A 13,849-nucleotide genomic window follows, 5' to 3' on the forward strand; every position below is an offset into this window, starting at 1 on the left:
ATCCCTAAACCTGCGCGTAGCGTTCACCTTCACCCACCCAGCGCCGTATCAGTTCGCTGCAGGCCTGGGGCCGGGTGCGCAACAACTCCGGTGCGGCGGCCTGGACCGGGTCGAGCAGATCCCCGTCCCGCAACAGATCGGCAATGCGATAGTTGAGCGCCCCGGTCTGCCGGGTGCCAAGCAACTCGCCCGGGCCGCGGATCTCGAGGTCACGGCGCGCGATGCGAAAGCCATCGTTGCTCTCGCGCAGGATCCCCAGCCGCGCACGTGCGACCTCGCCGAGGGGCGGATGATACAGCAGCACGCAGCTGCTTTGCGTCTCGCCGCGGCCGACACGGCCGCGGAGCTGATGCAGCTGTGCCAGGCCCAGCCGCTCGGCATTCTCGATGATCATCAAAGAGGCATTGGGCACATTGACGCCCACCTCGATCACCGTGGTCGCCACCAGAAGATCCACCTCGCCGGCCTCGAACTGCCGCATCACCGATTCCTTCTGCGCCGCGGACAAACGCCCGTGGACCAGCGCGACGCGCAGCCCCGCAAGCTGCTCGGCGAGCCGCTCGGCAGTGGCCTCGGCCGCCTGGGCCTCGAGCAGCTCGGAGGCCTCCACCAGGGTACAGACCCAGTAGGCCTGTCGCCCGGCACGGCAGGCCTCGCGAATGCGCTCGATGACCTCGTCACGCCGCGTCTCGGGCAGCGCCACCGTCCTTACCGGCGTCCGGCCCGGCGGCAGCTCGTCTATCACCGAGACATCCAGATCGGCATAGGCGGTCATGGCCAGCGTCCGCGGGATGGGAGTGGCCGTCATGACCAGTTGATGGGGCTGCAGCCCCGCCCGGCCCTTGTCCCGAAGGGCGAGACGTTGATGCACGCCAAAGCGGTGCTGTTCGTCGATCACCACCAGACCAAGGCCGTGGAACGCCACCGACGCCTGAAACAGGGCGTGGGTGCCCACCACCACCTGGATATCCCCGCGCTCGAGCCCGGCCAGACAGTCGCGGCGCTCGGCGGCGCTGCTCCGCCCACTGAGCCAGCCAACCCGCACGCCCAATGGCTCGAGCCAGGCCCGGAAGCTTCGTTCGTGCTGCTCGGCAAGCAGCTCGGTGGGGGCCATGATGGCCGCCTGCCAACCATCACTGACCGCCATCAAGGCCGCCATGGCCGCAATCACGGTCTTGCCCGAGCCCACATCGCCCTGGATGAGCCGCAGCATGGGCTCGCCCCGGGCCATGTCCCGGGCCACCTCGTGCTGTACCCGCTGCTGTGCGCCGGTCAGGGCAAACCCCAGGGCATCGAGCAGGCGCTCGATGGGACCATGGGCATCGCCGAGAACCGGCGCTGGTGCGCTGGCCTGATGGGCCTGGCGTAGTCGCAGCAGGCTGAGACGGTGGGCGAGCAACTCTTCGAAGGCCAGGCGCCGGACCGCCGGGTGACTGCCATCCATCAACGCCTGGGTATCGGCCTCCGGCCCCGGGGCATGCACCGCAGCCAGGGCATGGTCCAGCGAGGGCAGGCCGAGCTTTTGCAGTAATGTCCCGGGCAGCCACTCGGTCAGGGTCTCCGGCCGGTCAAGGGCCGCGCCGATGGCCCGGCGGAGCATCGATTGCGCCACCCCCTCACAGGCCGGATAGACCGGTTTGAACTCGCCCGCCGGCAGCGGGGCATCGGGCTCGACGATCTCCCAGTCCGGGTGGATCATCTGCAACATCACCGGCCCGGGCTTGGCCTCACCAAAGACGCGCAGGTGCACCCCGCGGACAAGCTGGCGTTGCTGGTTGGCATAGAAGTGGAAAAACACCAGCTCGAGGCTGCCGGTGCCATCGCTGATACGGCAGATCAGCCGCCGGCGCCGACCACCGGTGACCTCGCTGGCGGTGATCTCGCCGCTGACCAGCGCATCCACCCCGCTCGCCAGTTCACCCAGGCGTCGGACCCGGGTTCGGTCCTCGTAGCGCAGCGGCAGATGGAAGGGCAGATCCTCGATGCGCACCAGCCCCAGGCGCGAGAGCTTGTCCGCCACCTTCGGGCCGACTCCGGGCAGGCGGGTCAGCGGGGTGCCGGCGGCGGCGTGATCGGTCACAGGCTAGTCGGCCAGGCTCAGAATGGCCTCCACTTCGACCATGGCGTCCTTGGGCAGTGCGGCCACGCCAATGGCTGCGCGGGCGGGATAGGGCGCGTCGAAGTATTCCGCCATGATGCTGTTGACCGTGGCGAAGTGGCCGAGGTCGGTCAAAAAGATGCTCAGTTTGCAGATATCGGCCAGCGAACCGCCGCTTGCCAGGCAGAGCTGGGCCAGATTGTCGAACACCCGCCGGGTCTGCACATCGATATCCGCCTCGACCAACTCCATGGTCAGCGGATCCAGGGGGATCTGGCCGGAGATGAACACCAGATCGCCCACCTGGACGGCCTGGGAATAGGGACCAATGGCCGCCGGGGCCTGATCGGTCTGGATGATACGGCGGCTCATGACAGCTCCTTGCGGTTGAAAAGAATGCGATTATCCACGCCGGCGGGCGATCCGCAGCACAGCGGCCAGCCCGCGCAGTCGGCGCATGATACGCGCCAGATGGACGCGATCGGTGACATCCATGACCAGTCTGATGGTGGCGATCATCCCTTCCTTTTCCTCGATCTGCACGGCATCGATGTTGGAGTCGAGATCCGAGATGACCGCAGCGACACTCGCCAGGACCCCCTGTCGGTTCATCACCTCCAGGTCGACCGCCACGGGATAGCCGCCTTCGGTTGAAGGGTCCCACTGCACATCCACCCATTTTTCGGGGTGGTTGCGGTATTCGCGGATGTTGTTGCAATCCTGGTGGTGGATGACAACGCCGCGGCCGGCGCTGGCAAAGCCGACGATGGGGTCGCCCGGGATGGGTCGACAGCAGCGGGCGAAGGTCATCACCGCCCCCTCGTTGCCACGGATCATCAACGCGCCGCCGGCCTCGGAGCGGTCGGTTTCGGCGGCGCCATCATCCACACCCGAGAGATGACGCGCCACCAGCCAGGGCATGCGACGGCCCAGGCCCACCTCTTCGAGCACCGCATCCAGATCGTCCGCGGCCAGCGCCTCCAGCGCCTCCTCGATCTGGGCCGGGCCGATCTGCCCCAGGGTCAGGCCCATGGCATTGAGCGCCTGCTCGACCAGGCGCCGGCCGAGGTCGGCCGCCTCGGCGCCCTGCAGGCGCTTGAGCCGCTGGCGGATCGCCGCCCGGGCCTTGGCGGTGACCACAAAATCCAGCCATGCCGGGTTGGGGCGGGCGATGGGCGCGGTGATGATCTCGACCGTCTGCCCGGTCTCCAGCGGGGTCCGCAGCGGAGCGAGCCGATGATCGATGTTCGCGGCAATGCAGGCATCACCGATTTCCGAGTGGACCATGTAGGCAAAGTCCACCACCGTGGCGCCCTTGGGCAATTCCATGATGTCGCCGCCGGGGGTGAAGACGTAGATTTCATCCGGCAGCAGATCGATTTTGACGTTTTCGATGAATTCGATCGGGTTGCCGGCGCTCTCCTGCATCTCCACCAGGCCATGGACCCATTCCCGGGCCCGGGTCTGGGCGACGCTGTGGGCGGTATCGGCGTCCTTGTAGAGCCAGTGGGCGGCGATCCCCGCCTCGGCCACCCGATCCATCTCGGCGGTGCGGATCTGGACCTCGACCTGGATGCGGCGCGGCCCGACCAGTGTGGTGTGCAGGCTTTGATAGCCGTTGATCTTGGGGATGGCGATGTAGTCCTTGATGCGGCCCGGCAAGGGCTTGTAGAGCCCGTGACAGTGGCCCAGGACGCGGTAGCAGGTATCCACATCCGCCACCACCACCCGAAACCCGTAGACATCAAAGATGTCGTCAAAACCCGCCTGTTTGCTGCGCATCTTCTGGTAGATGCTCCACAGATGCTTCTGGCGGCCGATCACGCGCCCCTTGATCCCGGCTTCGGTCAGGCTTTCCTCGAGCGCATGGCGCACGGTATCGAGGATTTCGCGGCGCGACCCCTGCTGCTGTCGGACCCGCTCTTTGAGGACCCGGTAGCGCATGGGATAGAGCGCGGCAAACCCCAGGTCCTCGAGCTCGATCCGCACACTGTTGATCCCCAGACGCTGGGCAATGGGGGCATAGATCTCGAGGGTCTCGCGCGCGATGCGTGACCGCTTGCTCGGCGGCATGACAAAGATCGTGCGCATGTTGTGCAGCCGGTCCGCGAGCTTGATCAGGATGACCCGGATGTCATGGGACATGGCCATGACCATCTTGCGGAAATTCTCGGCCTGGGCTTCGGCCTTGCTGCGAAAGTTGATCTGGGTGAGCTTGGAGACGCCGTCGACGAGCTGCGCCACCTCGGCGCCGAAGGCCTCGGCAATCTCTGCCTTGGCGGTGGGCGTATCCTCGATGACGTCATGGAGGATCGCCGCGCAGAGGCTCTCGGCGTCCAGGCCCATTTCGGCCAGCGTCCTGGCCACTGCCAGCGGATGGGTGATATAGGGTTCGCCGGAGAGGCGCCGCTGCCCCTCATGGGCCGCCGCGCCGAATTGGTAGGCCTTATAAACCTGCTGGACCTGGCGGGGTTCGAGATAGTCTTCGAGCAGCGTGCAAAGGTCAGCGGCGCGGGTTGCGGCATCGGAACCCGCTGTCTGCCGTTTGACCGCCGCGTCGCTGCTTGCCATGGATGCCGGTTCAGTCGGCCGGCTTTTCCCCGGTTTCTTCTTCACCCGGCTCGGCAGCCTCCTCGTCTGCCCCGGAGGCTTCGGTCGACGGCTCGTCGGCGGCGGCTTCCGCCTCGCCTGCTACCTCATCGGCCGGCATGTCGGCGTCGGCTTCTGCCGCCGGCTCGGTCTCTTCCAGGGCACCCAGCGCCTCGGCGGCTTCGGCCTCGGCGTTGAGAATCTCCGAGGTGACAAACCCGTCGGCAATCTCGCGCAGCGCAACCACCGTGGGCTTGTCGTTTTCCCACGCCACGAAGGGCTCATGGCCGTGGGCGACCTGCCGTGCCCGCCGGGTCGCGGCCAGCACCAGCTCAAAACGGTTATCAATCGTATCGAGGCAGTCCTCGACCGTCACTCGTGCCATCGCGGCAACCTCCAGAACTTACAAACTTTCCTTGATGCCGAGTCTAGCGCAATGCCGAGCGATCAGACAGGGGGGCCGGCGATGGCCCCATCGGTCAGCGACCCGAGCGTATCGCCGTGGTCGTGGAATTGCCGCGCCCGGCGCAGTCGTCTTGCCCGTACAATCGCCTCGAGATCGGCCAGGGCGGTGTCGAAATCGTCATTCCAGACCAGATAGTCGTATTCGTTACAGTGGCGCATCTCGCTGACCGCTGCGCGCATCCGATCGGCAATGACCGCCTCACTATCCTGACCCCGGCCGCGCAGCCGCGCCTCGAGCGCCGCGCGGGACGGCGGCAGGATGAACACCGAGACGGTCTCCTCGAGCCGCTCACGGATCTGCCGCGCCCCCTGCCAGTCGATTTCCACAAGCACATCCCGCCCCGCCGCCAGATCGGCCTCGACCGCTGCGTGGGTGGTGCCATAGCGCCGATCGAACACCCGGGCATGCTCGAGGAATGCCCCGGCCTCGACCAGGCCGCTGAACGCGGCATCATCGACAAAATGATAGTCCCGGCCATCCACCTCGCCGGGCCGCGGCGCGCGGGTGGTGTGCGAGACCGAGATCACCAACCTCGGATCCCGGTCCATCAACGCCCGCAGCAACGAGGTCTTCCCCGCCCCGGAGGCCGCCGAGACGATGTAAAGCGTGCCTGAGATGTCCGTTTCCATCCCGGGAATGCTACCCTGACCGGCTGATTTTCGCACTGTCCGATCAACACCAGGAGACGCCCATGCGCCCCAGTGGCCGCAACGCCGATGAACTTCGCCCGATCCGCCTCACCCGGGGCTTTACCCAGCACGCCGAGGGCTCGGTGCTGGTGGAGTTTGGCAACACCCGGGTGCTATGCACCGCCTCGGTCGAAGCGCGCGTCCCGCCGTGGCTTCGCAACAGCAATCGTGGCTGGGTCACGGCCGAATACGGCATGCTGCCCCGGGCGACCGGCAGCCGGACCGACCGGGAAGCCGCCCGGGGCCGCCAGCAGGGCCGGACGGTCGAGATCCAGCGGCTGATCGGCCGCTCGCTGCGGGCGGTGGTGGATCTGGAAGCCCTGGGCGAGCGCCGCATCGTGGTTGACTGCGATGTCCTGCAGGCCGACGGCGGGACGCGGACCGCCTCGATCACCGGCGGGTATGTGGCGCTGGCCGACGCGATCCAGACCCTCATGAAAGCCGGCCAGGTCCGGCGCAACCCGTTGCACGGGCAGGTGGCGGCCATCTCGGTGGGCATCCACAACGGCACCGCCGTGCTCGATCTCGACTACGCCGAAGACTCGGACGCCGAGACCGACATGAACGTGGTCATGAACGACGCCGGGCATTTCATCGAAATCCAGGGCACCGCCGAGGGGCATGCCTTTCGCCGGCCCGAGCTCGAGAGCATGCTCGATCTGGCAAGCGATGGCATTGACCGGCTGATCGCCGAGCAGCGCAAGGCACTGGAGGCCTGAGGAATGATCGAACGGCTCGTGGTGGCCAGTGGCAACGCCGGCAAGCTGGCCGAACTCCAGCAACTGCTAAGCGGATTGGTCACCGAGCTGCGCCCCCAGTCGTTTTACGATGTGCCGACCGCCGCCGAGACCGGCACCACCTTTATCGAAAACGCCATCATCAAGGCCCGCAATGCCGCGCTGCATACCCGCTTGCCGGCCCTTGCCGACGACTCGGGCCTGGAGATACCGGCCCTGGACGGGGCCCCCGGGGTGCGCTCGGCGCGCTGGGCCGGCGACGAGGCCGATGACCGGGCCAATAATGCGCGACTAGTAGACGCGCTCCTCAACCTTGGCCCGGACGGGCGGGTTGCCCATTACCGATGCGTGATCGCGTTGATGCGCCACGCCGACGATCCGGCACCGCTGATTGCCGAGGGCCGCTGGCGCGGGCAGTTGATCGAGACGGCGCAGGGCGACGGCGGGTTCGGTTATGACCCGCATTTCTATCTGCCGGCATCGGGCTGTACCGCCGCCGAGTTGCCGGCCGCCGAGAAAAACCGCCAAAGCCACCGGGGTCAGGCGCTGCAGGCCCTTCGTCGGCGTCTGGAGGCGGAGTGGACAGCCAACTGATCCCGCCACCGCTGGGGCTCTATGTCCATCTGCCGTGGTGCGTGCAGAAATGCCCCTACTGCGATTTCAACTCCCACGCCCTCAAAGGGACGCTGCCCGAGCGTGAATACCTCAACGCGCTGCTGCGGGACGCCGACACCGAGGCCGACGCAGCGTCGGGACGTCTCATCGAGACGGTTTTCATTGGCGGGGGGACGCCCAGCCTTTTCAGTGCCGAGGCCATCCAGGATCTACTGGATGGCCTGGGCCAGCGGCTCTGCATGGCCGCGGATGCCGAGATCACCCTCGAGGCCAACCCCGGGACGGTGGAGGCCCAACGCTTTGCCGATTATCGGGCGGCGGGGGTCAACCGCATCTCCATGGGGGTGCAAAGCCTCAACGATGCGCATCTTCGGCGCCTTGGCCGCATCCATGGCGGCGCCGAGGCGGTGGCCGCCATCCACAGCGCCCATGCCGCCGGCTTCGAGCGCATCAATGTCGATCTCATGCACGGCCTGCCCGCCCAGACCCCGGCGCAGGCCCTCGAGGATGTCGAGCGCATCCTCGATCTGGGCATCCGCCACCTCTCCCATTACCAGCTCACCCTCGAACCCGGCACCCCGTTCCACAACCGGCCCCCGGCACTGCCTGATGAGGACGCGCTGGCCGATATCGAGGCGGCCTGTGCCGAACGCATCCGCGAACACGGCCTGCATCGCTACGAGGTCTCTGCCTGGGCGGTGCCCGGCGAGGAATGCGGTCACAACCTCAACTACTGGGCGTTCGGTGACTACCTGGCGATCGGCGCCGGTGCCCACGGCAAGCTGACCGACCGCCACGGGGGGATCAGGCGCTACAGCCGGCTGCGCTTTCCACGCCAGTACCAGGCGGTGGCGGGGACCCCGCAGGGCCTGGCGGAATGCCGCTGGGTCGAGGCCCCCGAGCGGCCCCTTGAGTATCTGATGAATGCCCTGCGCCTGACCGAGGGGACACCGATGGACCAGGCCCTGGCGCGCACGGGACTGCGGCGTGAGGATTTTGAACCGGGGCTGGGCATCGCCCGGACGCGGGGCTGGATAAGCGACGACCCGGCCATCCTGCGGGCCACACCCCGGGGGCAGCGCTATCTTAACGACCTGCTGGGGCTTTTCCTCGACACCGACGGGGCCGGCGCATGATCGAAGAAGTCACCATCCACTGCCCGTACTGCGGTGAGTCATTCACGACGCTGGCCGACGGCAGCGCCGGCGATCAGGCCTACATCGAAGACTGTCAGGTCTGTTGCCGACCCATCGAATGCCGGCTGACCGTCACCCCGGACGGGCCGGTCATCGATACCCGCCGGGATGACGAGTAACCCGGCGCGGGCCGTTCAGAACGGCCAGGCCGATTTCGCCAGGGCCACGGCGACCAGATAGCCATAGATCACCAACGCGCCGATGAAATACCCCACCCGGGCACCCAGCGACCGCTCGGTCTTGAACGCCAGCACACCCAGGGCGATGTAGGCGATCAGCCCCAGCACCTTGGCGTTGATCCAGCCGTGGAGGACCGCCGGGTAGTTCCAGCCCGCCCAGGCGACCCCAAAGGCGGTGACCAGCAGCAGGGTATTGATGGCATGCGGGGTGATGCGCAGCCACTTGCGCGATGCCAGATCCGATCCGGCCGTCACCAGTCCAAAACGCAGCACAAAGAGCAGAAGACTCAGCGTAACGACGGTGGTGTGCAGATGGTTGAGGCCGATGTAGAGCATAGCGTTTTCCTGACGATCCCGGTGACAGACACAACGTCCAGCGGCGGTAGGCTACCTGCTGGCGCCGCCGCTGTCACAGCGCCCGTCGGCCGTCCCGGCCGGCCGGTGGATGTCGATGCACCGCAGCATGGTCTCTTGTACCCGTCCCGTCGAGGGCCTAAGATACCGCGCTCTGAAAACCAGCGTCCCGAGAAGCGCCATGAAAAAAGATATCCACCCCGAGTACCGCGAAGTTGTGTTTCAGGACATTTCTTCGGATTTCTCCTTTCTGACCCGCTCGACGGTGCAGACCGATGACACCATTCAGTGGGAGGACGGCAACGAATACCCGCTGGTCAAGGTCGAGATCTCCAGCGCCAGTCATCCGTTCTACACCGGCAAGCAGCGGGTGCTCTCGAGCGGCGGCCGAGTGGACCAGTTCCGCAAGCGTTACGGCTCGATGGCCAAGGGCGGCCGGGGCTAAGCGCTCCGCCGGCCGGCACGCGGGAGTATCAATGACATAGCGGCGCCAGGCGCCACGCGGAGGAGTTAGCATGTCCGACAAGACCGTTACCATCACCGACAACGCCACCGGCAAGCAAAGCGAAGCACCGGTGCGCAGCGGCACGCATGGGCCGGATTTGGTCGATATCCGCTCGCTCCACAGCGATCTGGGCTATTTCACCTACGACCCGGGCTACTCCTCCACCGGTTGTTGCCAGAGTGACATCACCTTCATCGATGGCGACCAGGGCGTGCTGCTCTATCGCGGCTACCCCATCGAACAACTCGCCGAGCAGAGCTCGTTTGTTGAGGTCTCGTATCTGTTGTTGAACGGCGAGCTGCCCGACAAACGACAGCTCGAGCAGTTCGATGACACCATCACCCGGCACACCCTGGTCAACGAAAGCCTGCGGATTTTCTTCAACGGCTTCCACCACGACGCCCATCCAATGGCCATGCTCACCGGCGTGGTGGGGTCGCTGTCGGCGTTCTATCACGACACCATCGATATCAACGATCCGGAAAGCCGCATGCTCAGCGCCCACCGGATCATCGCCAAGATGCCGACCATCGCGGCGGCCTCGTTCAAACACATGGTGGGCGAGCCGTTTGTCCATCCGCAGAACCGGCTGTCCTACACCGGCAACCTGCTCAACATGCTCTTCGCCCGGCCCAGCGAGGAATACGAGATCAACCCGGTGGCCGAAAAAGCCCTCGATCAGCTGCTCATCCTGCATGCCGACCACGAGCAGAACGCCAGCACATCAACGGTGCGCATGGCCGGCAGCACCGGCACCAACCCCTTCGCGGCCATCGCATCGGGGTGTGCCGCACTCTGGGGCCCGGCCCACGGGGGCGCCAACGAGGCCGTGCTGAACATGCTCAGCGAGATCGGCACCGTCGATCAGGTGCCGCGGTTCATTGAAAAGGCCAAGGACAAAAACGATCCGTTCCGCTTGATGGGCTTCGGCCATCGGGTCTACAAAAACTACGACCCGCGGGCGACGATCATCCGCAAGACCTGCCACGAGGTCCTCGACGAGCTAGGGGTGGCCAACGACCCGCAGCTCGAGCTCGCCATGAAGCTCGAAGAGATCGCCCTGGCGGACGACTATTTTGTCGAGCGCAAGCTCTATCCCAACGTTGATTTCTACTCGGGCATCATCTACCGGGCGCTGGGAATCCCCACCGAGTTCTTCACCGTGCTGTTTGCCATTGGCCGGACGCCGGGCTGGATCGCGCAGTGGATCGAGATGCTCGAAGACCCGGAGCAGCGCATCAGCCGGCCCCGGCAGCTCTACACCGGGGCCGCGCGCCGCGATTACACGCCCCTGCACCGCCGCAACTGAACCGGGCTCAGGCCTCGGCCGCGATGAGTGACTCCAGCTCGCCGCGGCCGGCGCGCTGCATGGGTCGGCCATCCACCGGGCTGCGCGGCGGATGGGCCCGCCCCCGACCGGTAAAGACTGCGACGTTCACCGGGACATCGCCGGCCACGAAGCGGTGGACCGGCACGAAATCGTAGTGATCATCAAAGCGAAGCCGCTGCTCTTCGGTGTCAAAGGGCACGCCCTGATCCATTAAAAACAGCACGACATCCTCGGGGGTGTCGGCAAAACAGTGCAGATCCACGGCACTGTCCGGGCCGGCGGTGCCATCGAGCACCGAGCCCACTAGCCGTGGCTTGAACGCGGCAAAAAAGTCCATCGCCTCCAGCGCCGCCTCGCGCAGGGTCTGCAGCGCCGTGACCTGGCGCGCGCCACCGAAAAGGCGCTGATACTCCTGCAACGCCGCCTGGATCTCGCGATTCTGCGGCAGGTTGGTCGTGGCGGGCGCGCCCAGATGCAGGGCTGCCTTGCGTTTGGCCTGTGAGAAATCGCGGATCCCCTCCACGGCCATGATGCGGGCCGCCTCCTGGGTCAAGCGCTCGCGCATGCGGGCGTCGCGGCTTGCCTTTCCCCTTGCCATGCCTGGCTGCCCCCCTTTGTCAGAAAATGGGTGCCTCGGACCCGGCGTCATCGCCGTCGCGGGACTCGGCCTGCGCCCGGGCCGACCGGGACGGGACATTCTCGCGGCGGAAGGTCTCGAAAACCGCTCCCTCGGACCCGCCACCGACACGCTCGCCGGTCTCCGGATCGATTCGCACCGTCACCAGCCCTTCCGGCCGGGGCCATTCGGTCTCATCAATACCCTGCAGGGCCGCGTCCATATAGTCCATCCAGATGGGCAACGCCGCCCGGCCGCCGGTCTCGTAACGCCCCAGGGTTTGCAGCTCGTCGAACCCCACCCATACGGTGCTCACCAGATCACCATTGAACCCCGAAAACCAGGCGTCCCGTTGCTCATTGGTGGTCCCGGTCTTGCCCGCAATATCCCCTCGGCCCAGCGCCCGGGCCGATCGGGCGGTGCCCCGTTCGACCACATCCCGCAGCATCGAGCGCATCAGCCAGGCATTCTCGGCACTAATGGCCCGTTCGGCGGGCCGGAACGCCGGCCGCTGTGGCCCGGTGCGACCGGGCTCGGCCGGGCGGATGGCCTCCGGCTCGGCGGCCCGGCGCGGCCAGGCCCGGAACTGATCGACCCCGTTATTATCCACCACCCGCTCGACCAGATAGGGTTTGACCCGATAGCCGCCATTGGCGAACACCGCATAGGCCCGGGCCAGCGCCATCGGCGTGATCTCCGCCGAGCCGAGCGCCAGCGAGAGGTTGCGTGGCAGCTGGTCGCCCGGCACGCCAAAGCGGCGGATATGCTCGATCGCCGCATCGACACCGATGCGGCGCAGCACCCGAATCGAGACCAGATTGCGAGAGAAGGTCAGCGCCTCGCGCAGCCGGGTGGGCCCGAACACCCGGCCACTGTAGTTCTCGGGCCGCCAGACATCCTCGAGCGAGGCATCCGGGAAGACCACCGGGGCATCGTTGACCAGCGTGGCCGGGGTCAGGCCATTGGCCAGGGCGGCGGAATAGATCAGCGGCTTGAACGACGAGCCGGGCTGGCGCGCTGCCTGGGTGGCGCGGTTGAACTTGCTGCGGGCAAAGTCATACCCCCCCACCAGCGCCTCCATCCGGCCGGTCTCCGGGTCCAGCGACACCAACGCCGCCTGCGGCTCGGGGACCTGTGCCAGACGCCACTGCCCCTCGGCCTGGCGCAGATACACCACATCCCCCGGCACCAGAACGTCGTCGGCCGCCTCGGGATTTGGCCCCATGGCATTCCGGCCCAGCTGCGCGCGAGCCCAGGACAACCCCGCCCAGCCCAGGGTGATGCGCTGCCCATCATGCAAAAGCAGACTGGCCTGTTGCCCGTCCACCGCCTCGACCAGGCCCACCGCCAGATCCCCGGGTCGGTTGTAGTCATCCAGACGCGCCAGCAGCTGCTCGCGGTCGGCCTCGAGCAGCTCGGGGGAGAGTTCATCCAGCATACCCCGATACCCGTGGCGCTCGTCGTAGGCATGCAACCCGTCACGCAGCGCCTGTCGGGCAGCACGCTGACGCTCGCGGGTCACGGTGGTGTAGAGCTCGTAGCCACCGGTGTAGGCGGCCTGCTGGCCGTACCGATCGACCATCCAGGCCCGGGCCATCTCAGCGACAAACGGCGCATCCACCGTCCGACGTCGGCCGTGGTAGGCGGCGGTGATCGGTGCCGCCATGGCCTGCTCGTAGCGCTCGGTCTGGATAAAGCCGCTCTCGCGCATCCGCCCGAGCACATAGGCCCGGCGTTGCAGCGCTCGTTCGGGGTTGGCCAACGGATTCCAGGCCGAAGGCGCCTTGGGCAGGCCGGCAATCATTGCCTGCTGCGCAAGGGTGAGCTCGGCCAGGGGCTTGCCGTAGTAGACCTCGGCGGCGGCGGCTACGCCGTAGGCGCGCTGTCCCAGGTAGATCTTGTTGAGATAGAGCTCGAGGATGGTGGCCTTTTCGAGCTCCTGCTCGATGCGCAGTGCCAGCAGGATTTCGCGCAGCTTGCGCAGATAGGTCCGCTCGGCGGTGAGAAACAGGTTGCGGGCGAGCTGCATGGTAATGGTGCTGCCCCCGGGGCCTTTCTCGCCGGTGCGAACCAGGTACCAGACCGCCCGGATGATGCCTTGATAATCTACCCCCGGATGCACATAGAAGCGCTGGTCTTCGGCCGCGATGAATGCCTGTTGCAGGGTTGTCGGGACGTTGGCAAGCGACACCGGCGTCCGTCGCATCTGCCCGAACTCGTCGATGAGCTCGCCATCGCGGGTGTAGACGCGCAACGGCACCTGAAGCTCGACGCTGCGCACCTCCTCGACACTGGGCAGGCTCGGCGCCAGCAGGATGTAGGCCATCACCAGTCCCGCCCCGGCGAGAAGGGCCAGTGCCGCGAGGCCAGCGATTGCCTGCAGGGAGAGCCGGATGATGCGTGACATGGAAGCCTTGATGCGCAATGGATGCTGCCGGTGGTCAGTATATCACCGCCACGATGACGGCCGCTGTC

14 protein-coding genes are annotated in these 13,849 nt (G+C 66.5%); 6 read left to right on the top strand and 8 right to left on the bottom strand.

Features of this window, described 5'->3' with window-relative positions; genetic code table 11:
- Positions 1–4 precede the first annotated feature (4 nt).
- The 5 genes from recG to gmk all read right to left on the bottom strand — a co-directional run bounded on the left by recG (position 5) and on the right by gmk (position 5,782).
- Positions 5–2,080 carry an ATP-dependent DNA helicase RecG gene (gene recG / locus V6X73_RS08450; protein ID WP_367959460.1) on the bottom strand — a complete coding sequence of 692 codons (2,076 nt, stop codon included), beginning with the start codon at positions 2,078–2,080 and terminating at the stop codon, positions 5–7.
- 3 nt (positions 2,081–2,083) lie between these two features.
- Entirely contained in the window at positions 2,084–2,470 is a 387-nt protein-coding gene (locus V6X73_RS08455) for a RidA family protein (protein ID WP_367959461.1), read from the bottom strand.
- A 30-nt stretch (positions 2,471–2,500) separates the two neighbouring features.
- Positions 2,501–4,669 (bottom strand): bifunctional GTP diphosphokinase/guanosine-3',5'-bis pyrophosphate 3'-pyrophosphohydrolase, encoded by a 2,169-nt coding sequence (spoT, locus tag V6X73_RS08460; protein WP_367959462.1) that lies wholly within the window; start codon positions 4,667–4,669, stop codon positions 2,501–2,503.
- Positions 4,670–4,679: 10 nt separating this feature from the next.
- Complete coding sequence (rpoZ, locus tag V6X73_RS09575; RefSeq protein ID WP_367959463.1) at positions 4,680–5,072, bottom strand: DNA-directed RNA polymerase subunit omega; 393 nt, start codon at positions 5,070–5,072, stop codon at positions 4,680–4,682.
- 62 nt (positions 5,073–5,134) lie between these two features.
- Positions 5,135–5,782, bottom strand: a complete 648-nt coding sequence (gene gmk / locus V6X73_RS08470) for a guanylate kinase (protein WP_367959464.1) — start codon at positions 5,780–5,782, stop codon at positions 5,135–5,137.
- Between the two features lie 62 nt (positions 5,783–5,844).
- Here gmk and rph point away from each other — a divergent pair, with 62 nt between their 5' ends.
- Genes rph through V6X73_RS08490 form a run of 4 tightly spaced genes read left to right on the top strand, consistent with a single transcriptional unit; the run spans position 5,845 to position 8,509 of the window.
- The gene (gene rph, locus V6X73_RS08475; RefSeq protein WP_367959465.1) at positions 5,845–6,561 is read left to right on the top strand and encodes a ribonuclease PH; all 717 of its coding nucleotides are present in this window, start codon (positions 5,845–5,847) and stop codon (positions 6,559–6,561) included.
- Between the two features lie 3 nt (positions 6,562–6,564).
- Positions 6,565–7,173 (top strand): RdgB/HAM1 family non-canonical purine NTP pyrophosphatase, encoded by a 609-nt coding sequence (rdgB, locus tag V6X73_RS08480; protein WP_367959467.1) that lies wholly within the window; start codon positions 6,565–6,567, stop codon positions 7,171–7,173.
- Complete coding sequence (gene hemW, locus V6X73_RS08485; protein ID WP_367959468.1) at positions 7,158–8,330, top strand: radical SAM family heme chaperone HemW; 1,173 nt, start codon at positions 7,158–7,160, stop codon at positions 8,328–8,330. Before rdgB ends, hemW begins: the two co-directional genes overlap by 16 nt.
- The gene (locus V6X73_RS08490; protein WP_367959469.1) at positions 8,327–8,509 is read left to right on the top strand and encodes a CPXCG motif-containing cysteine-rich protein; all 183 of its coding nucleotides are present in this window, start codon (positions 8,327–8,329) and stop codon (positions 8,507–8,509) included. Before hemW ends, V6X73_RS08490 begins: the two co-directional genes overlap by 4 nt.
- 15 nt (positions 8,510–8,524) lie before the next feature.
- Here the strand turns inward: V6X73_RS08490 and V6X73_RS08495 are convergent, their stop codons facing one another.
- The gene (locus V6X73_RS08495) at positions 8,525–8,905 is read right to left on the bottom strand and encodes a SirB2 family protein (RefSeq protein ID WP_367959470.1); all 381 of its coding nucleotides are present in this window, start codon (positions 8,903–8,905) and stop codon (positions 8,525–8,527) included.
- Positions 8,906–9,104: 199 nt separating this feature from the next.
- On the opposite strand from V6X73_RS08495, the gene V6X73_RS08500 reads away from it, so the two are divergent.
- Both V6X73_RS08500 and V6X73_RS08505 read left to right on the top strand, forming a co-directional pair.
- Positions 9,105–9,368, top strand: coding sequence for a type B 50S ribosomal protein L31 (locus V6X73_RS08500; protein WP_367959471.1), 264 nt, complete (start codon positions 9,105–9,107; stop codon positions 9,366–9,368).
- Positions 9,369–9,438: 70 nt separating this feature from the next.
- Positions 9,439–10,737, top strand: coding sequence for a citrate synthase (locus tag V6X73_RS08505; RefSeq protein WP_367959472.1), 1,299 nt, complete (start codon positions 9,439–9,441; stop codon positions 10,735–10,737).
- Between the two features lie 7 nt (positions 10,738–10,744).
- Here the strand turns inward: V6X73_RS08505 and V6X73_RS08510 are convergent, their stop codons facing one another.
- Positions 10,745–11,356 carry a hypothetical protein gene (locus V6X73_RS08510; protein WP_367959473.1) on the bottom strand — a complete coding sequence of 204 codons (612 nt, stop codon included), beginning with the start codon at positions 11,354–11,356 and terminating at the stop codon, positions 10,745–10,747.
- A gap of 19 nt (positions 11,357–11,375) precedes the next feature.
- Positions 11,376–13,781: a penicillin-binding protein 1A gene (locus V6X73_RS08515; protein WP_367959474.1), complete on the bottom strand. Its 2,406-nt coding sequence runs from the start codon at positions 13,779–13,781 to the stop codon at positions 11,376–11,378.
- Positions 13,782–13,849 lie beyond the last annotated feature (68 nt).

Source organism: Spiribacter pallidus (genome assembly GCF_040838495.1).
In the GTDB taxonomy this organism is placed as follows: domain Bacteria; phylum Pseudomonadota; class Gammaproteobacteria; order Nitrococcales; family Nitrococcaceae; genus Spiribacter; species Spiribacter pallidus.